Genomic DNA, 16487 nt, shown 5'->3' with positions numbered 1-16487 from the left:
TAAGGGTGTTTACTAGACCAGCATCTCCAACGCTGGACCCTGCCCCAGGAACGCCGCCGGGCTGGCACTGGCGCCATAGGCTCCGGCGCAGAACACGGCGACGAGATCGCCGGCTTCGGCGCGTGGGAAGCCGGCCTTGTCGGCCAGCCGGTCGAGCGGGGTGCACAGGCAGCCGACGACGCTGGCCTCCTCTTCCACCGCCGATTCGTAGCGGGTGGCGATGGCGACCGGGTAGTTGCGGCGCACCACGGTGCCGAAGTTGCCCGAGGCGGCAAGCTGGTGGTGCAGGCCGCCATCGGTGATCAGGAACACCTCGCCATGGCTGATCTTGCGGTCGAGAATGCGCGTTACGTAAACGCCCGCCTCGCCCACCAGATAGCGCCCCAGCTCCAGGCAGAACTGCGTGTCGCGCAGTTCGTCGGGCAAGCCGGCGAACTGTTCGCCAAGCCGCTCGCCGACGCGGCCCACATCGACCGGTTTATCGCCCGGAAAATACGGAATGCCCATGCCGCCGCCCAGATTGCAGTGCGGCACGGCGACGCCGCTTTCGCGGGCCAATTGCGCGGCCAGCGCCAGCGCCTGCGCCTGCGTATCCGCGATGGCCTCCGCGTCGAGTGCCTGGCTGCCGGCAAAGATGTGGAAGCCGCGCCATTCGGCACCGCCGCCCACCACTTCGCGCACGAGCGCCGGCACCCGCTCGGCATCGATGCCGAACTGCTTGGCACCGCCGCCCATCTTCATGCCCGAACCCTTGAGGTCGAACGCGGGGTTCACGCGGATCGCCAGACGCGGCGTGCGCCCCAGCTTGTCCCCGATCGCGAGCGCGCGATACGCCTCGGCCTCGCTCTCGAGGTTGAGCGTCACCCCCACCGCGATCGCCGCCTGTAGTTCGCGGTCGCGCTTGCCGGGCCCGGCGAAGCTGATGAGGCCGGTGTCGATCCCCGCCGCCTCGACCAGCGCGAGTTCCCCGCCCGAGGCGATGTCGAAGCCGTCGACCAGCCCCGCGAACAGTTCGAGCACCGGGCGAAACGGATTGGCCTTGACCGCATAATGCAATGCCAGCCGCTCGGGCATCGCCGCACGCAGCAGCGCCACCCGTTCGCGGATCAGCTCGGCCGAATAGAGGAACAGCGGCGTCTCGCCCACTTGCGCCACCCAGTCGGTCACCGGCCGTCCGGCCACCGCCAGCACGCCATCGATCGCGGGATAGCCGGCGGGAATGGGGCCGAGCGCCTTCATGCCGCCAGCTCCGCCGCCAATTGCGCGGACAGTTCGAGCGACAAGCCATTGCGGTCGATCTTGCCGTTCGGTCCGATCGGCATCGCCTCGCGCCAGTGGATCGCACGCGGCTGCATGAAATTGGGCAGATCCTGCGACAGGCGTTTGGGCAGCGAATCACGCGCATCGGACGCACCGGCAGACGGACGCACGATCAGATGCACCGCCTGCCCCAGCCGCGCATCGGGCACGCCCAGCGCCACCGCTTCGGCCACCAGCCCGCTCGCCAGCGCCGCCTCCTCGATCTCCTGCGGACTGATGCGATTGCCAGCGCTCTTGATCATCGCATCGCGCCGTCCGACGAAATAGAGTAGGCCGTCGGCATCGCGCCGCACCCGGTCGCCCGACCACACCGCCATCCCGCCATACCGCGAGGCTGCGGGCGCCGGCCTGAACCGCTCGGCCGTGCGCTCCGCATCCTGCCAATAGCCCTTTGCGACCAGCGGACCGCAGTGCACCAGTTCGCCCTCTTCGTTGTCCGCGGCGAGGTGGCCGGCATCGTCGATCACCAGGATCTCGGCATGAGGGATCGCGCGGCCCATCGAAGCGGGATGCGCGTCGACCAGCGCGGGGTCGAGATAGGTCGAGCGAAACGCCTCGGTCAGGCCATACATCGGGAACAGTCGCGCCTTCGGGAACAGCGCGCGCAGGCGCCGCACCAGATCGACGGTCAGGGCGCCGCCGCTGTTGGTCAACCGCCGCAGCCGTGCCGCGGTCTCGACCGGCCAATCCAGTTCGGTAAGCTGCACCCACAACGGCGGCACGGCGGCGAGCGTGGTGACGCCATGCTTCTCGACCGCCTTGATCACGTCGCGCGGCACCAGATAGTCCAGCGGGATCACGCAGCCCCCGGCGAACCAGGTGCTGAGCAGCTGGTTCTGGCCATAGTCGAACGACAGCGGCAACACCGCCAGCGTGCGATCGTCCGCCGCCAGCCCCAGATATTGCGCCACGCTTTCGGCTCCCAGCCACATGTTCGCATGGCTGAGCATCACCCCCTTGGGCCGCCCGGTCGAACCGCTGGTATAAAGAATCGCCGCCAGCGCGTCGGCATCGCCCGATGATGGCGGCAGAGCGAGCGCCAGCGCCCTGGCCGCGTCCAGCGCCGCCGCGTCTTCCACCACGACGCACCGCGCATCGCCCGGCTCCAGCGTCCTGAGGCGTGCGGGCGTGCCGATCAGCAGCGCGGCGCCGCTGTCGGCCAGGATATGCGCCACTTGCGCACGCTTGAGCAGCGGGTTCACCGGCACATGCACCAGTCCCGCGCGCGCGGCGGCGAGCGGCATCAGGCACGTCAACTCGCCCTTCGCGGCCCAACTGGCGACACGCGCGCCCTTGTCCGGCACCTGGCGTTCCAGCCACCCGGCCAACACGGCGACACGCGATCTTAAGGTCTCGTAGTTAACCGGACCATCACGCAGGACCAGCGCTGGCGCTTCGGCCTCGCCGCATTCGGCAAGGTGATCGAGTGGCCGGGTCGGGCTCTGCGCAGACATGAAATGCAACTCCGAAGGCGGGTTTGAGTGGTGAACGTCGATTATCACGACGATCTTAAGGAAGTGCAATCCGATGCCGTACTGGCACGGCTGCTCTCCGCCGAGATGCAAAGCGCGCCGTTCGATCGGCTCGACTGGTGGCAGTTGCTCGCCGAGCATTGCCAGGTCAAGCCGCGCCTCGCGATCGCGCGCGACGCCAGCGGCAGCGCGGTCCTGCCGCTGGCCGGCACCGGCCCGCACCTGACCCAGCTTTCCAACTGGTACACCTTTCGTTTCCGCCCGATCGTCTCTGCGGGTGCCGACGCGCCCGCCCTGTTCGCCGCGATCGCCCGCGACGTGCCGGCCAAAGCGCGGCGCATCACGTTGACCGGCCTTCCACAGGATGATGCCGACCTGCTGGTGATCGCCTTTCGCACGGCTGGCTGGCTGGTCCGGCGCGCGCAGAGTGACGTCAACCACGTCCTCACGCTTGGCGGGCGCGACTATGCCGCCTTTCTCGCCGATCGCCCGGGCAAGCTGCGCACGACGCTCAAGCGCAAGTCGGGCAAGGTCACGACGCGCGTGCTCACCCGGTTCGACGAGGCCGTCTGGGCCGCTTACGAGGACATCTACACCGAAAGCTGGAAGCCGGAAGAAGGCTCGCCCGCGTTCTTGCGCGCTTTCGCGATCGAGGAAGGCGCAGCCGGGCGCCTGCGCCTCGCCATCGCCCACGATCCCGACGGCACCGCGGTCGCCGCGCAGATGTGGACCGTGGAAGGTGGAACCGCCTTCATCCACAAGCTCGCCCATCGCGAAAGCGCTAAGCCGCTCTCCCCCGGTTCGGTGCTGAGCGCCGCGCTGTTCCGCCATGTCATCGACGTCGACAAGGTGGCCATGATCGACTTCGGCACAGGTGACGATCCGTACAAGCGCGACTGGATGGAGGAAGTGCGGCCACGATACCGGCTCGATCTGATCCGCCCGCAAGTCCTTGCAAACTGGCCGCTCATCGCGCGTGGCGCGGCACGTTCGCTTCGCGTGGCTCTTGCCGCTCGTGCGAAGCGCGGCTAGAGCGCGGCTCCTTTCAGCATGTTAACTCGCGAGAGCATCATGTCCGACGATACCGACTTGCTGCTGCGCCGCATCCTCACCGATGTTCTGGGGCTGAAGCCGAACCAGGCGGCCGAATTCGACGCCGACACCGGCCTGTTCGGCCACCTGCCCGAACTGGATTCGATGGCAGTCGCCGGATTGCTGACCGAGCTGGAAGACCGGCTCGACATCGTGATCGACGACGACGAGATCGACGGTGAGATGCTGGAAACCTACGGCGGCCTCCTCGCCTTCGCCAGGGCCAAGCGCCAGACGGCATGACCCCGCTGACCTGGCCCTGCCCGCTGCCCGGCGGCGGCATGGCCGAGGAATATGCGCTCGTCTTCGATCGCAAACGGGCGCGGCGGTTGCTGATCGTCCCCGCGCTGTTCGACGAGGCCAACCGCCTGCGCCGCCTGACCGTCGAGGTCATGCGCCGGCTCGACGGTGCCGGGATCGACGTGTTCCTGCCCGACTTGCCCGGTACCCACGAGAGCCGCCAGCCTCTCGATGTGCAGGAACCGCACGACTGGAGCGACGCGATGGCCGCCGCTGCGGGCCTGTTCGGGGCCACCCACGTCCTGGGGATACGCGGCGGCTGCCTGTTCACGCCGGCCCGGCTGCCCACCCTGCACTACGCTCCGGTCAAGGCCACCGCCGTGCTGCGCCAGATGCTGCGCGCGCGGACGCTAGCCTCGCGCGAGGCGGGGCGTGAGGAAACGCGCGAAGGGCTGATGGAGGCGGCGCTATCACACGGGATCGAACTTGCCGGCTATCGCCTCGGCGCCGAGTTCGTCCGCCTGTTCGAGCCGATGCTGCCGGTGCCGGGCGTCAACACGATCACGCAGGATACGATCGCCGGTTCCGGGTTGTGGCTGCGCGCCGAACCGGGAGAAAGCATGGCCCAAGCCGATGCGCTGGCCGCCGCCGTCGCGGTGATGCTGGCATGACGCGGCGCCACTTCACCTTTGCCTGCGAAGGGGATCGCCTGGTCGCCACGCTCGACGCCGCGAGCGGCACTACCGGCCTGTTGCTGGTGACGGGTGGCAACGAAGTGCGCTCGGGCGCGTGGGCCGGGCAGGCGCTGTTCGCGCAGGCCGTCGCGGCGGCAGGCCATCCGGTGCTGCGTTTCGACCGGCGCGGTTGTGGCGACAGCGAGGGCGACAACGCGGGCTTTCGCGGGAGCGCCGACGACATCGGCGCCGCGCTCGCCGCCATGCGCGCCGAGTGCCCGCAGCTCGCGCGCGTGGTCGCGATGGGCAATTGCGACGCCGCCAGCGCGCTGATGCTGGCACGTGGTGCCGGGGCGGACGGGCTGATCCTGTCCAACCCCTGGACCTTCGAAAGCGACGACACCGCCGAGGTACCGCCCGAAGCAGTGCGCAACCATTACCGCAATCGCCTTGCCGACTGGGGCGCGATCCGGCGGCTGCTGACCGGCAAGATCGCGCTTGGGCCCCTGGTGCGCAGCCTGCTGTCCGCCGCGCGTCCCGCCGGACCGCCAAGCTCCCTGGCCCAGCAGATCGCGGCGAGCATCGGCGCTTTCAGGGGGCCGTTGCGGATCCTGATCGCGGGGCGCGACCGAACCGGGCTGACGTTCCTGGCGGGCTGGGACAAGACCGACCCACGCATTCGCCAAGCCGATGCTGCAACGCACAGCTATGTCGAGCCGGACGCGCGCGAATGGCTGGTAAAGCAGACCTGCGCGTTTCTGGAGGACGTGGGCCGTGCCAGCCGCAACAGTCTGCCAGCCGGGTTATGATCTACAGCGGCGCAGTGGTGCTTCAAGACTAGCACAATAGTCACAGTTGCGCCCTATTCGACCGTCATCCCCACCTGATACGGTATATTACACGCGCCGGAACTCCCGAATGCTGTACGGGGCCGGTGACATATGCACCTGTAATGCGGCAGCACATGAAGTCCCTGCGGGGATCTTTGGCCATCGCTGGCAGTACGGTGCAAGAATGTCACACCACGGACAAATCCATGGTGCGCTGCAACTGAACGGCATCCAGCCGCATTCAGGAGGTCCATCGGCACTGCTGATGACGAAATTTGTATCGGAGTTCTACTAATGAAGAAGTTTCTGTTCGCCGCGGCTCTCGCCGTATCCATGCCGGCAGTCGCCGTGGCGCAGGACGCTGGGACCGAGACCGCACCCGACGGCACCCCCGCATTCGGCATCGAGCCCTATGTCGGCGTTCTGGGTGGCTGGACGCAGTTCGACCGGGACAGCGAATTCGGCAGCCCGCGCGGTGGCCGCTTCGATGGCGCCCTTCTCAGCGGCGTTGCCGGTGTGAACGTTCCGCTCGGGCCGGTATTCGTCGGCGCCGAAGGCAACGCAACCAAGGGCTTTGGCGACGTTGACTGGGCATACGGCGTCAAGGGCCGCGTCGGTGCACGCGCTGGCGACAGCGGCATGATCTATGTGTCGGGTGGCTACCAGTGGATCAACGGTCGTCGCGCTTATGGCGATCGTCAGGACTGGATCTACGGCGTCGGCGTGGAAGTCGGCCCCAAGGACATCGGCCTGGGTGGCATCACCACCAACAGCGGTATCCGCCTGCGCCTTTCGGCCGAAACCTATGACTTCGACAGCATCCAACCGATGGCTGGCGTAATCGCACACTTCTGATGATGACTTGGAGCCGGTCATGCCGGCTCCGACCATCGGACGACGTCTGATGCTGAACTGTTATCCGGGGCAAAAATCCGCTTTTGGAAATGAGCCACCGAGAACCGGATAACAGTTCAGCGATTACCTTGTGACAGCTTCGGCACGGCAGCCGCCCTTACCCAAGGCAAAGCCAGCCACCCGCGCGCGTCGAGAACTACTCCGCCGCTACCTTCTCAGCTTCGGCGAAATCCTTTTCCTGCAGATAACGTTCGGCATCCAGCGCCGCCATGCAGCCGGTTCCCGCCGCGGTCACCGCCTGGCGATAAGTGTGATCCATCACGTCGCCGCAGGCGAACACACCCGGGATCTTCGTCTTGGGCGTACCCGGCTCGACCTTGAGATAGCCGCTGTCGTCCACGTCGAGCTTGTCCTTGAACAACTCCGTCGCCGGCGCATGGCCGATCGCGACGAAGGCGCCGTCCGTGCCGATCTCGCTCTCCTCGCCCGTCTCGGTGTCGATCACCGCGACGCCGCTCAGTTGGCCGGTCGCATGGTCGGCGACGAAGCGCTCGACCCGCTTGTTCCACACCACCGTGACGCCGGGATGCGCGAACAGGCGATCCTGCAGGATCTTCTCGGCGCGTAGCGAGCCGCGGCGATGGATCAGGGTGACGTCGTTCGAGTGGTTGGTAAGGTACAGCGCCTCTTCCACCGCGGTATTGCCACCGCCGATCACCACCACCTTCTTGCCGCGATAGAAGAACCCGTCGCAGGTGGCGCAGGCCGAGACGCCCTTGCCCGAAAGCTCCATCTCGCCCGGCACGCCCAGCCACTTGGCCTGCGCGCCGGTGGCGATCACCAGCGTATCACCTTCGTACACGTCGCCGCCATCGCCGATCGCGCGGAACACCGGGCCATCCATTTCGACCGACACGATCGTGTCCCACAGCATCCGGGTGCCGACATGCACCGCCTGCGCCTCCATCTCCTGCATCAGCCAGGGCCCCTGGATGACGTCGCGGAAACCGGGATAGTTTTCGACGTCCGTGGTGATCGTCAGCTGGCCGCCGGGTTGCAGCCCCTGCACCACGATCGGCTTCATGCCGGCCCGTGCGCCATAGATCGCGGCCGAGAGCCCGGCGGGGCCGGAGCCGATGATGAGCATGCGGGTGGTGTGCGTAGCCATGGAAAAAATACCTCCGCCAGGCGATGTGAGACGTTGGCGCCGCTTTGCCAAGGATGGTCGCACGATGGAAATCATTCTTGCCGATAAAGGTGATCGCGCGCGGCATGACACCGAGATCGGCCGGCAGCGCCGATAGCGGCGGGGCGATTGACGTGCCGCGCCCTCGTCGCCACTCATGAAGGATGGACACTTTCCCCGGACCGACTTCGAACCGCTTCGTCTCGCAGCGCCTGCGCCTCAACTATGTCGACTGGGGCAATCCGGATGCGCCACCGTTGATCCTCCAGCATGGCGGGCGCGATCACTGCCGCAGCTGGGACTGGGTGGCGAACGAACTGCGCCACGACTGGCATGTCATCGCCCCCGACTTGCGCGGTCATGGCGACAGCGACTGGTCGCCCGAAGGCAACTATGCCGGCGACGCCTTCGTCTACGATTTCGCGCAGCTGGTGCACACGCTGGGTTACGAGCAGGTGACGATCGTCAGCCATTCGCTGGGCGGCAACATCGCCACGCGCTTCACCGGGCTTTACCCTGAGAAGGTCCGCAAGCTGGTCAATATCGAAGGGCTGGGCCCCTCGCGCGAACTGCAGCTGCAGATGGATGGCGGCGGCACCACCGAGCGCCTGCGCAAGTGGATCGACGACAAGCGCAAGGCGGCCGGCCGCAGCCCGCGCCGCTATGCCAGCCTGCGCGATGCCTACGAACGGATGAAGACCGAGAACGGTTTCCTCTCCGACGATCAAGCGCGTCACCTGACCGTCCACGGCGCCACCCGTAACGAAGATGGCACCTGGAGCTGGAAGTTCGACAACTACCTGAACGTGTGGAGCGCAAGCGATATGGCGTTCGACGAGAAAGCGAAGCTCTGGTCCGCGATCACCTGTCCGGTCCTGCTGCTATGGGGGAAGGACAGCTTTGCCGCGAGCCCGGCGGGTGATGGCCGGCTGGACTATTTCGCCAATGCTACGTTGAAGGAATACGAAAACGCGGGACACTGGCTGCATCATGACCAGTTCGACCGGTTCATGGCGGATATCCGCGCGTTTCTATAGGTTTCACACCAGGCCGGGTCTTGCAGGCGTCTTTGTGGCGCGCCTCTCGACCCGAACTTTCCGGAATCGACAGACCTTCCCGTAAGCGCGTGCTCTCCGGAAGGGCGTCGCGGGACCGGCTCAGCCGGTCAAAGCAGGAACGCGAGGCCCACACCGGCCCAGCAGGCGGCGCTCATCAGGATGGCGATCACCAGACCGCGGGCGTTGTGCAGATCCTTGGTCGGATCTTCATGCAACTGGCTGGCCATGGCGCGTGCGTGGCGCGAGACCGGGGAGCGCATCGATGTGGCGAAGTTTGCCGAGGAATTATAGGCGTTCATGTCACATCCTCTCACAGTTGTGGACGACTTTTATGTCTGCATCATGAACGTTAGGCAATGGCGCTGGTTCCATGCCAATTTGGGACGTCTTGCAATTATCGTTGATATCTCGTGGCTTACGGCGAACCGGTGCGTCGGCCGTCAACAACAATATTTGTCGGCCTTGCCGCCTGGGACTGACGCGGCCTACGATGACGCCATGCCAGACCGAGACGCCCTGAAGCTCAAGATCCAGCTGCTCTGCGGTGACGAGATCGCGATGGGGCCGGGCAAGGCCGACTTGCTCGATGCGATTGCCGCGCAGGGATCGATCAGTGCCGCCGCGCGCGCGATGGGCATGAGCTATCGGCGTGCCTGGCTGTTGGTCGACGCGATGAACCGCTGCTGGAACGCGGCGCTCGTCGACACCTCTCCCGGACGGGCCAAAAGCAGCGGCGCCACCCTGAGCGAGGCGGGCCGCCGCGTGCTGGACCGCTATCGCCGGCTACAGGCCGTGTTGGATGATACCGCGCATGGCGATCTGCTGGCCGGGCTCGCCGGCGAACTGCGCCGGCAACCGCGATCGCGCGCGGGCGATGCCTAGTCGGGCGCGATCGCGCGCGGGCGATGCCTAGTCGGGGCTTAGTCCGGGTCTAATCCAGCGCTGTCAGGTCGCACGCCCTCTTCGGGCCGACCCGGCCTTAGCGGCCTTGCCATATAGCTTCGCGCCGCTCGAACACCGAAGCGACGCCCTCGGCATAGTCGGCGCTCGGCCGCAAGCCGGTCTGCGCGGCATGCTCGCGCCGCATCGCCGCTACCACTTCGTCGGCCAGGCCCGTCATCACCGTCTTGCGCACCGCCAGCAGCGCCAGCGGTGCGTTGGCCGCGATCTCGGAGGCCATCGCCAGCGCCGCGTCCCGTTCGTCGCCCTGCGCGACCAGCCGGTCGACAAGCCCCCAGGCCAGCGCGTCGTCCGGCTTCACTCGTTCGGCCGAAAGCGACATCCACGCCGCCCGCTGTACGCCGATCAGGCGCGGCAACGTGCACGTGAGTGCAAAGCCGGGATGGAACCCCAGCCGCACGAAATTGCTGGATAGGCGGGCGCCGGGTCCGGCAACGCGAAAGTCGGCGGTCAGCGCCAACCCCAGCCCTGCGCCGATCGCGGCGCCCTGCACCGCCGCCACCATCGGCTTGGCGCGGCGGAAAATACGCTCCGCCTGCACATAGAGGCCGCCGATCGCATCCATACCGCTGTCGCCGGCGATGCTCTCGTCCCCGGCAAGATCGGCACCGGCGCAAAACGCCTTGCCTTCCGCGACGAGGACGCTTGCCCGCACTTGGCTGTCGGCGTCGAAAGCGTCGAGTGCATCGGCGATCCGGCGCAGCAGTTCGGGGCACGCGAAGTTGTGCGGCGGCTTGGCGAAGCGAATTTCGCCGACGTGGCCGTGAATCTGGGTCTGTATAGAAATCGCCATGACGCACCCCTCTCCCGCCGCGACCCGGGATCATGGGCACGACCGCGCGCTCGCCATGCCCGCGGCGCCGCGCCAAGGCAACGCTCGCCTGTCGACACCGGTGCCACGAACGCCCTCCAGTCCCCGCGCGGCGTCGAACCCTGGCTTTGCTGCGACGGAATGCGTCCCTGTCCTTCGGGGCCGATTCTAGCTTGAGAGGTTGTTAACCGACGCTCACGTACATCCTCGCCATGCCGTCTCGCCCCCTATCGTCCCGTGCTGCCGCCTTTTCGCGACGAAAGGACGACATCGTGTCTCCGGCGGCGACGCGCGACCGATCCGCCTTGCATTTCGGCTCGGTCCGCGGGCGGATCACGGCGATCCTGACGGCGCTGTTCGGCTTGCTGATGGGCACGTTGATGATCCTGTTCGCGCTGGGCATCGTGCGCGTGGACGACGACGCCTTCGACGGCACGATCTCGCACTTCGGTGTGCTGGTGGTCGCGATCGCATTGGGCGAACTGGCCCTGGTGGTCGCGCTCAGCCGGGCGCTTACGCGGACCATCACGCGACCGCTGAACGAACTGCTGCACGCGACGCGCAGCATCACCAAGGGCGGCAAGGCGCGCGTCGTGGTCGATTCGGGCGACGAGATCGGCAAACTCGCGGCCAGCTTCAACACCATGGTCGACGCGATCGAAACGCGCGAACGGCGCATCACCCACGTCGCGCTGCACGATGCGCTGACCGGCCTGCCCAACCGCCAGTATTTCGTCGAGCAGCTCGACCAGGCGTTGCAGCGGCGCACCGCCAACGCGCGGGTGCTGGTCGCCTACATCGACCTCGACGATTTCAAGCTGGTCAACGACACGCTGGGCCACGCCGCGGGTGACCGGCTGTTGTGCGATGTCTCGGACCAGTTGCAGGCCGAGTTTCCCGACGCCCTGATCGCCCGGCTGAGCGGGGACGAGTTCGCGGCGATGATCCGCGACCTGCCGCTCAACGCGAACCTCGCCGCGATCGCCAACCGGCTGCAGGGCTGCTTCGCGCGCGGGCTCGTGCTGGAGGGCGACAACGCGGAGGTGTCCGCCAGCATCGGCATCGCGGTGGCGCCGGAGGACGGCGGCGACGGCGCCGAACTGCTCAAGAACGCCGACCTCGCGCTGTATCGCGCCAAGCAGCACGGCAAGGCCAGCCACCACTTCTTCGAGCAGGCGCTGGACGAACGCGCGCGCGAACGCCGCCAGCTCGAGCGCGACTTGCGCACCGCGATCCAGCACGGCGGGTTCCAGTTGCACTTCCAGCCGCTCTACAGCCTGACCGAGGACCGGCTCAAGGCGTTCGAGGCGCTGGTGCGCTGGCCGCATCCCACGCTGGGGATGATCGCCCCCAACGACTTCATCCCGCTGGCCGAGGAGACCGGCCTGATCATGCAGATCGGCGAGTGGGTGATGCGCGAGGCGTGCCACCAGGCGCAAGGCTGGCCCGAGCCGCTGTCGGTCGCGGTCAACCTGTCGTCCAAGCAGTTTCTCAGCCCCGCGCTGCCGGCGATGGTGGTGCAGGCGCTCGCCGCGTCGGGCCTGCCGCCGCAGCGGCTGGAGCTGGAGATCACCGAGAGCGCCTTCATCGACAACGTCGACAAGACGCTGGAGACGCTGCACGCGCTGCAGGCGCTGGGCGTGCGGATCACGCTGGACGACTTTGGCACCGGCTATACCTCGCTGGGCCACTTGCGGCTGTTCCCGTTCAACAAGCTCAAGATCGACCAGACCTTCGTGCGCGACCTCGCCCCGCAGGGCAACGCGCATGCGGTGATCCGCGCGATCGTGACCCTGGCCGACGCGCTGGGGATCGAGACGCTGGCCGAGGGGGTCGAGGAACCCTCGCAGCTGGCGGTGCTGCGCCAGGAAGGATGCCAGCAGATCCAGGGCTTCCTGCTCAGCCGCCCGATCGTCGGCCACGCGGTGGGGCCCTACATCGTCGGCCAGCTCGCCCAGACCGAAGGCATCCGCCTGCGCGCCTGATCCGACCGGCGACGCCAGGAACAAAAAAAGAACTTTCCTACACCCACCCGCTTGCGCCATGCCCGGTGTCCTTCGCCAGAAGGAGCCATCCCACCATGATCGACAAGTCGCACAATGCCCCCGGAAAGCGTAACGGCGCCCGCCCCTCGGGCTCGTACTTCCGCCGGCGCAAGAGCCTGCCCGACTTCACCCCCGTGCCCCGCCAGACCACCCGCCACGACGGCTGGACGCCCGAGCGCCAGCGCGGGTTCATCGCCGCGCTGGCCGACACCGGCAGCGTCAAGGCCGCGGCGCACGCCGTGAACATGACGCCGGAGGGCGCCTACCTGCTGCGCCGCCACAAGGAGGGCGCAGGCTTTCGCAAGGCGTGGGAGGTCGCGCTCAGCCTGGGCGTGCAGCGGCTGGAGGACGTCGCCATGGAGCGCGCGCTCTACGGCGTCGAGCAGCCGGTCTACTCCTATGGCAAGCTGATCGGCACCCGCCGCGTCACCAACGACGCGCTGCTGATGTTCCTCCTGAGGAACCGCGCGCCCCACCGCTTCGCCGCCGACAGCATCAACACGCTCGACGGCGCGACCCAGTCCAGCCTGAACCGCCTCAAGCGCGAGTGGCGCGCGGAGTGGGAGCAGGAGCACGCCGCGTCCAATCAGAAACTTGGCGATCCAAAACCTGGCGACCCGCAGTCCGACACCGACCCGATGGACCGCCTCAACGCGCGCATCGCCCAGATGCACACGTCATGGGTGCAGGAGATGAACCCGGAGACGCGCCGCTACTACCTGGCCTTCCGCGTCGCCCTCGCCGCGCAGGACAAGGGGCTGTCGCTGGCGGAGCTCGAGGTCGACGCCCTCGCCCCCGACTTCGACGCCGCCGCCGTGCTGGGCGTCACGCCGAAGGAGCCGACCCAACCGCGCGAGCAGCTGCGGGAGCTGGGCGGCGACATGGACACGGCGAAATCGTATTGCGCGCCGAAGCTGGATTGGCGGAGTGACGAGGCGGATGGGGATGAGGAGGAGGAATGAACATCCTCTTCCTTCGTCATTCCCGCTAAGGCGTAAATCCGTCTCATGATCCATCGCCTTGGATAAACGGTTCTTTCTTGATCCGATCAATTACTTCATCGCCATATTTGGCACGCAGTTTGTCTATGAACTGCGGTTCTGCAACATTCGCGAACGCCAACTCGCCCGCGAGCTTAGCCACTTCATGGCCATGAAGTTTGCCCGTTAGTACGTGGTGCACTTTCGCACTGAGTATTCTCTTCCGATCATGACCTAAGCCAGTTGATCCATCATTCGCGAGTACGACGCCAGTCACCGTTCGACGGGCGGCTGCCGTGACAAATGTCGTCTTTGTTTCATTTACACGAAGTCGAGGGCGCTTGATCCGACGTGCGACAGCCGGAACAACCTGCAACATATCCTTAAGCATTCCGATCCGCTGCCCAGAGAAAGTTAGATCATCGGCATACCGCGTGTAGCGTATGCCTCGCTTCCTCGCTTCATCCGTGACTAAACTGTCAAATTCGAACAATAGAATATTTGATATCATGGGTGATGATGGAGCACCGATGGATAACTTCAGAAGGCGCTCACCTTTGGCTCTTCTAAAAAACAAGTTGCAAGAGATGAGTGCGTTCCTCTCATCCATGACCTCATTAGCCCGGCAATAGGCGAACCAGTCCGTTCCTTTGATAGATGGGAAGAAATCTTTGAAATCCATTTTCAACAGCGGGCCCAAACCCGCATGTTCCGCCGCATTATCTTTTACAGACATGCCTGTCCTGTAAGCCTTGGCAGCATCATGCACAGGCAGATCCTTGAGAAGAACTTCCACAAGAACTCGTTGGATAAACTTAAGCTCTCTGGCAGGCTGCGCAATTTCACGCATTCCACCTGTGCGCTTCGGAATTTCGAATGTCTTATAGCGCCTTGGAGCCGAGTGGATGATACGCACAAGGTCATCTAGCGCCAGTCCTGTAGCCAGAGACAAAGTCGACAAGATATCAATCATGCGGACTGCTCATGCGACGTTAAAACGTCCGATATGGCGCGAAGACGTGATCTGTCGTTAGCAGCCCAGTAGGCCCTTACGTCGGTCCGCCAACGAACCTTATCATGTGGCTTATCAGGAGCATCAATAGAATAGTCGATTGCAGGGTCGCCGCCTGTAGCGACATAGAAGATGTGATGACCCTTCCGAATCTTTCGGAGCCAACCGAGTAGTTCGGCGCAATAAGTAAAATTTGTAAGTCGAGGATCTTCGACACCAAGAGACTTTAAATACAACCTTATTTCACTAATTGTGAGAGCCCCGTACTCCTGACAGAGCCCCGTCATTAGCAAAATGACGTGACCAGCATTAAGCGCGTCGAACTTTTCCCAGCGAGGATTTGCAGCTAGGCGCTTGGTTATGACTGGAAGTATGCTTGCAGAAAGTATAGCAGGATCAATATTATCAATTGATCCGTCAGACGCTATCCCAACCTCATTACGCTCTAGAACCGTGATCCATTCTTCACCGTACTTATTCTCCAAATACTTCACTGGTCCATTACGAATGAAGGAGACCTGACCATAGTAGAAATCATCTAGAATAGCTAACAATCGCGGCGAAACCGTTTCAAGCGCTGCAAATGCGCCAAGCTCTGCAAGGCTTCCGGCACTTTCAGCAAAAAGAACAATAAGGCCAACAATTTGGGCTATATCTGACTCGAACTGGAATAGGTCTGTGTAACCGGCGTCGGCTTCAAGCGGCTTAGCATCTTCAGCAAGTATTACGGAGAAGCTACGCATAGCGCCCTGAAGGCTGCGGTGGAATGCATCTCTTAATGCTGTTGGCGGCTGCGCTTCGACCATGGCGCCGCCGCATAGAAAGACGACAACCTTTGGCGCGTGCACACGAAGACTGCCCGCCTTGATCTTTTTGATCAGGCCCTCGGGTTGAAAATCGTTCACTTACCTAGAAGGTGAGGAAGGCGGCGATGTCTTATCGAGCGTAGCGCCCTCGCAGGGGCGAGGCGATGAGACATCGCCGCCTTCCGCACCGATAAGAATGCACAATCAACTGAAGTCTGGCGAAACGCCGGACTAGCGCTCGCTAGAGCGCTTAACGCGTAAGTGAGTTGAGAATGTGACACGGCTATCCTTTGAAGTCAATCAAAGTCCCATGTCAACGGGGCCCTCTTTTGGTGTGCTGGAAAGCCAACTTGTCTCACAAAGTTCATGGCGAATAGCATAGCCAGTTTCCGGGAGCGCGAGGGCGATGGCCCTCGCATCTTCTCTTTTCCTACCGTAGCGCGGTGGCGCTTCTTTCCTGGGAAAATGTCGCCTAGGCGGCTTCGGCTGCTCTTAGGCTGCTTTGAGCGAAGCGAATGGAAGAGCGGTCGTCTCCAGTGATCCGAGGTCGAGCTTGCTCGAAGCACCGTCAATGTCGAAGCCGACGATATTGCCCTCGTCGTCGAAGTCGGCATTCACCCCTTCCGCCACTTCGCGCGTCTCCATCGACGCCGCGTCGCGCAGTTCGATATAGAGGCTGTCCGTCTCTGGATAGTAGTGCAACTTCATCACGCGTCCTTGCGAAAGCCTCGGTCGAGGAAGGCGTTGTGGATGGTCTCGCCGTCTTCGAGAGTAACTACGCGCAAGATGCGCGTTGTGGGTTCGTCTGGCAAGGTGACCTCGCCCCAGTGGCGGATGCGGTCGTCGGGCTGCACTTCACGGCGGATCGGGTTTGCCATTACGGTGCGGCAGAGTTCGACGGTCAGGTAAGTGCGCTTGCGCAGGACCTGCTCCTCGAAATAGCGGGTCGTGCTCATCCGTGCTTTTGCGCTTGCCTGGCCCGTTCAATGATCTGTCGCACCATGGCCATCGCCTCGGCATGTGGAACGCCCGGCCGTTCATCGGCAAGCGAGGCGGCGACCTTCGCTCTAAACCATGCGTCGTATCCGGCCTCGTCGGTGGGTGGCAGAAGCTCGAACATGCTGGCGATCTTACCGCAGGCTCGCT

The 16487-nt window shown here is 64.6% G+C and carries 19 protein-coding genes; 9 read left to right on the top strand and 10 right to left on the bottom strand.

All coding sequences use genetic code 11. The annotated features are described in order from the left end of the window. Positions 1-12 precede the first annotated feature (12 nt). Together ACXJ1Z_RS12500 and ACXJ1Z_RS12495 are read right to left on the bottom strand one after the other, a co-directional pair. Positions 13-1239 carry a pyridoxal-dependent decarboxylase, exosortase A system-associated gene (locus ACXJ1Z_RS12500; protein WP_463777041.1) on the bottom strand — a complete coding sequence of 409 codons (1227 nt, stop codon included), beginning with the start codon at positions 1237-1239 and terminating at the stop codon, positions 13-15. Next, positions 1236-2774 (bottom strand): acyl-CoA ligase (AMP-forming), exosortase A system-associated, encoded by a 1539-nt coding sequence (locus ACXJ1Z_RS12495; protein WP_463777039.1) that lies wholly within the window; start codon positions 2772-2774, stop codon positions 1236-1238. The genes ACXJ1Z_RS12500 and ACXJ1Z_RS12495 overlap by 4 nt, the downstream gene beginning before the upstream one ends. 30 nt (positions 2775-2804) lie before the next feature. Here ACXJ1Z_RS12495 and ACXJ1Z_RS12490 point away from each other — a divergent pair, with 30 nt between their 5' ends. The 5 genes from ACXJ1Z_RS12490 to ACXJ1Z_RS12470 all read left to right on the top strand — a co-directional run bounded on the left by ACXJ1Z_RS12490 (position 2805) and on the right by ACXJ1Z_RS12470 (position 6483). Continuing rightward, positions 2805-3824 carry a GNAT family N-acetyltransferase gene (locus tag ACXJ1Z_RS12490; RefSeq protein ID WP_463777038.1) on the top strand — a complete coding sequence of 340 codons (1020 nt, stop codon included), beginning with the start codon at positions 2805-2807 and terminating at the stop codon, positions 3822-3824. Between the two features lie 39 nt (positions 3825-3863). Next, positions 3864-4127 carry a phosphopantetheine-binding protein gene (locus tag ACXJ1Z_RS12485; protein ID WP_463777037.1) on the top strand — a complete coding sequence of 88 codons (264 nt, stop codon included), beginning with the start codon at positions 3864-3866 and terminating at the stop codon, positions 4125-4127. Then, positions 4124-4795 carry an alpha/beta hydrolase family protein gene (locus tag ACXJ1Z_RS12480; RefSeq protein WP_463777036.1) on the top strand — a complete coding sequence of 224 codons (672 nt, stop codon included), beginning with the start codon at positions 4124-4126 and terminating at the stop codon, positions 4793-4795. The genes ACXJ1Z_RS12485 and ACXJ1Z_RS12480 overlap by 4 nt, the downstream gene beginning before the upstream one ends. Next, positions 4792-5607, top strand: a complete 816-nt coding sequence (locus ACXJ1Z_RS12475; RefSeq protein ID WP_463777034.1) for a hydrolase 1, exosortase A system-associated — start codon at positions 4792-4794, stop codon at positions 5605-5607. Before ACXJ1Z_RS12480 ends, ACXJ1Z_RS12475 begins: the two co-directional genes overlap by 4 nt. Before the next feature lie 315 nt (positions 5608-5922). Further along, positions 5923-6483, top strand: coding sequence for an opacity protein (locus tag ACXJ1Z_RS12470; RefSeq protein ID WP_463777033.1), 561 nt, complete (start codon positions 5923-5925; stop codon positions 6481-6483). A gap of 196 nt (positions 6484-6679) precedes the next feature. On the opposite strand, the gene trxB is transcribed toward ACXJ1Z_RS12470, so the two are convergent. Continuing rightward, positions 6680-7651, bottom strand: a complete 972-nt coding sequence (gene trxB / locus ACXJ1Z_RS12465) for a thioredoxin-disulfide reductase (RefSeq protein WP_463777031.1) — start codon at positions 7649-7651, stop codon at positions 6680-6682. A gap of 182 nt (positions 7652-7833) precedes the next feature. Here trxB and ACXJ1Z_RS12460 point away from each other — a divergent pair, with 182 nt between their 5' ends. Continuing rightward, positions 7834-8706 carry an alpha/beta fold hydrolase gene (locus ACXJ1Z_RS12460; protein WP_463777030.1) on the top strand — a complete coding sequence of 291 codons (873 nt, stop codon included), beginning with the start codon at positions 7834-7836 and terminating at the stop codon, positions 8704-8706. A gap of 128 nt (positions 8707-8834) precedes the next feature. Here the strand turns inward: ACXJ1Z_RS12460 and ACXJ1Z_RS12455 are convergent, their stop codons facing one another. Beyond that, a complete protein-coding gene (locus ACXJ1Z_RS12455; RefSeq protein WP_463777029.1) occupies positions 8835-9026 on the bottom strand; it encodes a hypothetical protein in 192 nt (63 codons plus the stop codon). Between the two features lie 199 nt (positions 9027-9225). On the opposite strand from ACXJ1Z_RS12455, the gene ACXJ1Z_RS12450 reads away from it, so the two are divergent. Further along, complete coding sequence (locus tag ACXJ1Z_RS12450) at positions 9226-9609, top strand: winged helix-turn-helix domain-containing protein (protein ID WP_463777028.1); 384 nt, start codon at positions 9226-9228, stop codon at positions 9607-9609. Positions 9610-9706: 97 nt separating this feature from the next. Here ACXJ1Z_RS12450 and ACXJ1Z_RS12445 read toward each other — a convergent pair whose 3' ends face one another. After that, positions 9707-10480 (bottom strand): enoyl-CoA hydratase/isomerase family protein, encoded by a 774-nt coding sequence (locus tag ACXJ1Z_RS12445; RefSeq protein WP_463777026.1) that lies wholly within the window; start codon positions 10478-10480, stop codon positions 9707-9709. A 290-nt stretch (positions 10481-10770) separates the two neighbouring features. Between ACXJ1Z_RS12445 and ACXJ1Z_RS12440 the strand changes: the two genes are divergently transcribed. Continuing rightward, the gene (locus tag ACXJ1Z_RS12440; RefSeq protein WP_463777025.1) at positions 10771-12483 is read left to right on the top strand and encodes a putative bifunctional diguanylate cyclase/phosphodiesterase; all 1713 of its coding nucleotides are present in this window, start codon (positions 10771-10773) and stop codon (positions 12481-12483) included. Between the two features lie 95 nt (positions 12484-12578). Beyond that, a complete protein-coding gene (locus ACXJ1Z_RS12435) occupies positions 12579-13505 on the top strand; it encodes a hypothetical protein (RefSeq protein WP_463777024.1) in 927 nt (308 codons plus the stop codon). Between the two features lie 43 nt (positions 13506-13548). On the opposite strand, the gene ACXJ1Z_RS12430 is transcribed toward ACXJ1Z_RS12435, so the two are convergent. The 5 genes from ACXJ1Z_RS12430 to relB all read right to left on the bottom strand — a co-directional run bounded on the left by ACXJ1Z_RS12430 (position 13549) and on the right by relB (position 16461). Next, a complete protein-coding gene (locus ACXJ1Z_RS12430; protein WP_463777023.1) occupies positions 13549-14496 on the bottom strand; it encodes a retron St85 family RNA-directed DNA polymerase in 948 nt (315 codons plus the stop codon). Then, positions 14493-15440 (bottom strand): retron St85 family effector protein, encoded by a 948-nt coding sequence (locus tag ACXJ1Z_RS12425; protein WP_463777022.1) that lies wholly within the window; start codon positions 15438-15440, stop codon positions 14493-14495. Before ACXJ1Z_RS12425 ends, ACXJ1Z_RS12430 begins: the two co-directional genes overlap by 4 nt. Positions 15441-15833: 393 nt before the next feature. Then, positions 15834-16049, bottom strand: coding sequence for a DUF2283 domain-containing protein (locus tag ACXJ1Z_RS12420; protein ID WP_463777021.1), 216 nt, complete (start codon positions 16047-16049; stop codon positions 15834-15836). Then, on the bottom strand, positions 16049-16297 hold the full coding sequence (locus ACXJ1Z_RS12415; RefSeq protein WP_463777020.1) for a hypothetical protein: 249 nt from the start codon (positions 16295-16297) through the stop codon (positions 16049-16051). The genes ACXJ1Z_RS12420 and ACXJ1Z_RS12415 overlap by 1 nt, the downstream gene beginning before the upstream one ends. Further along, positions 16294-16461: a type II toxin-antitoxin system RelB family antitoxin gene (gene relB, locus ACXJ1Z_RS12410; protein ID WP_463777018.1), complete on the bottom strand. Its 168-nt coding sequence runs from the start codon at positions 16459-16461 to the stop codon at positions 16294-16296. The genes ACXJ1Z_RS12415 and relB overlap by 4 nt, the downstream gene beginning before the upstream one ends. Between the last annotated feature and the right edge of the window lie 26 nt (positions 16462-16487).

Source organism: Novosphingobium sp. TK46 (genome assembly GCF_055361525.1).
This window is presented reverse-complemented; position numbering and strand designations above follow the sequence as displayed.

Excerpts from the sequence above, each read along its gene's own strand:
- ACXJ1Z_RS12475 (WP_463777034.1), top strand. The coding sequence starts at position 4,792 with ATGACGCGGCGCCACTTCACCTTTGCCTGCGAAGGGGATCGCCTGGTC.
- ACXJ1Z_RS12445 (WP_463777026.1), bottom strand. The coding sequence starts at position 10,480 with ATGGCGATTTCTATACAGACCCAGATTCACGGCCACGTCGGCGAAATT.
- ACXJ1Z_RS12500 (WP_463777041.1), bottom strand. The coding sequence starts at position 1,239 with ATGAAGGCGCTCGGCCCCATTCCCGCCGGCTATCCCGCGATCGATGGC.
- relB (WP_463777018.1), bottom strand. The coding sequence starts at position 16,461 with ATGTTCGAGCTTCTGCCACCCACCGACGAGGCCGGATACGACGCATGG.
- ACXJ1Z_RS12460 (WP_463777030.1), top strand. The coding sequence starts at position 7,834 with ATGGACACTTTCCCCGGACCGACTTCGAACCGCTTCGTCTCGCAGCGC.
- ACXJ1Z_RS12450 (WP_463777028.1), top strand. The coding sequence starts at position 9,226 with ATGCCAGACCGAGACGCCCTGAAGCTCAAGATCCAGCTGCTCTGCGGT.
- ACXJ1Z_RS12430 (WP_463777023.1), bottom strand. The coding sequence starts at position 14,496 with ATGATTGATATCTTGTCGACTTTGTCTCTGGCTACAGGACTGGCGCTA.
- trxB (WP_463777031.1), bottom strand. The coding sequence starts at position 7,651 with ATGGCTACGCACACCACCCGCATGCTCATCATCGGCTCCGGCCCCGCC.
- ACXJ1Z_RS12485 (WP_463777037.1), top strand. The coding sequence starts at position 3,864 with ATGTCCGACGATACCGACTTGCTGCTGCGCCGCATCCTCACCGATGTT.
- ACXJ1Z_RS12495 (WP_463777039.1), bottom strand. The coding sequence starts at position 2,774 with ATGTCTGCGCAGAGCCCGACCCGGCCACTCGATCACCTTGCCGAATGC.
- ACXJ1Z_RS12415 (WP_463777020.1), bottom strand. The coding sequence starts at position 16,297 with ATGAGCACGACCCGCTATTTCGAGGAGCAGGTCCTGCGCAAGCGCACT.
- ACXJ1Z_RS12455 (WP_463777029.1), bottom strand. The coding sequence starts at position 9,026 with ATGAACGCCTATAATTCCTCGGCAAACTTCGCCACATCGATGCGCTCC.
- ACXJ1Z_RS12435 (WP_463777024.1), top strand. The coding sequence starts at position 12,579 with ATGATCGACAAGTCGCACAATGCCCCCGGAAAGCGTAACGGCGCCCGC.
- ACXJ1Z_RS12470 (WP_463777033.1), top strand. The coding sequence starts at position 5,923 with ATGAAGAAGTTTCTGTTCGCCGCGGCTCTCGCCGTATCCATGCCGGCA.
- ACXJ1Z_RS12420 (WP_463777021.1), bottom strand. The coding sequence starts at position 16,049 with ATGAAGTTGCACTACTATCCAGAGACGGACAGCCTCTATATCGAACTG.
- ACXJ1Z_RS12480 (WP_463777036.1), top strand. The coding sequence starts at position 4,124 with ATGACCCCGCTGACCTGGCCCTGCCCGCTGCCCGGCGGCGGCATGGCC.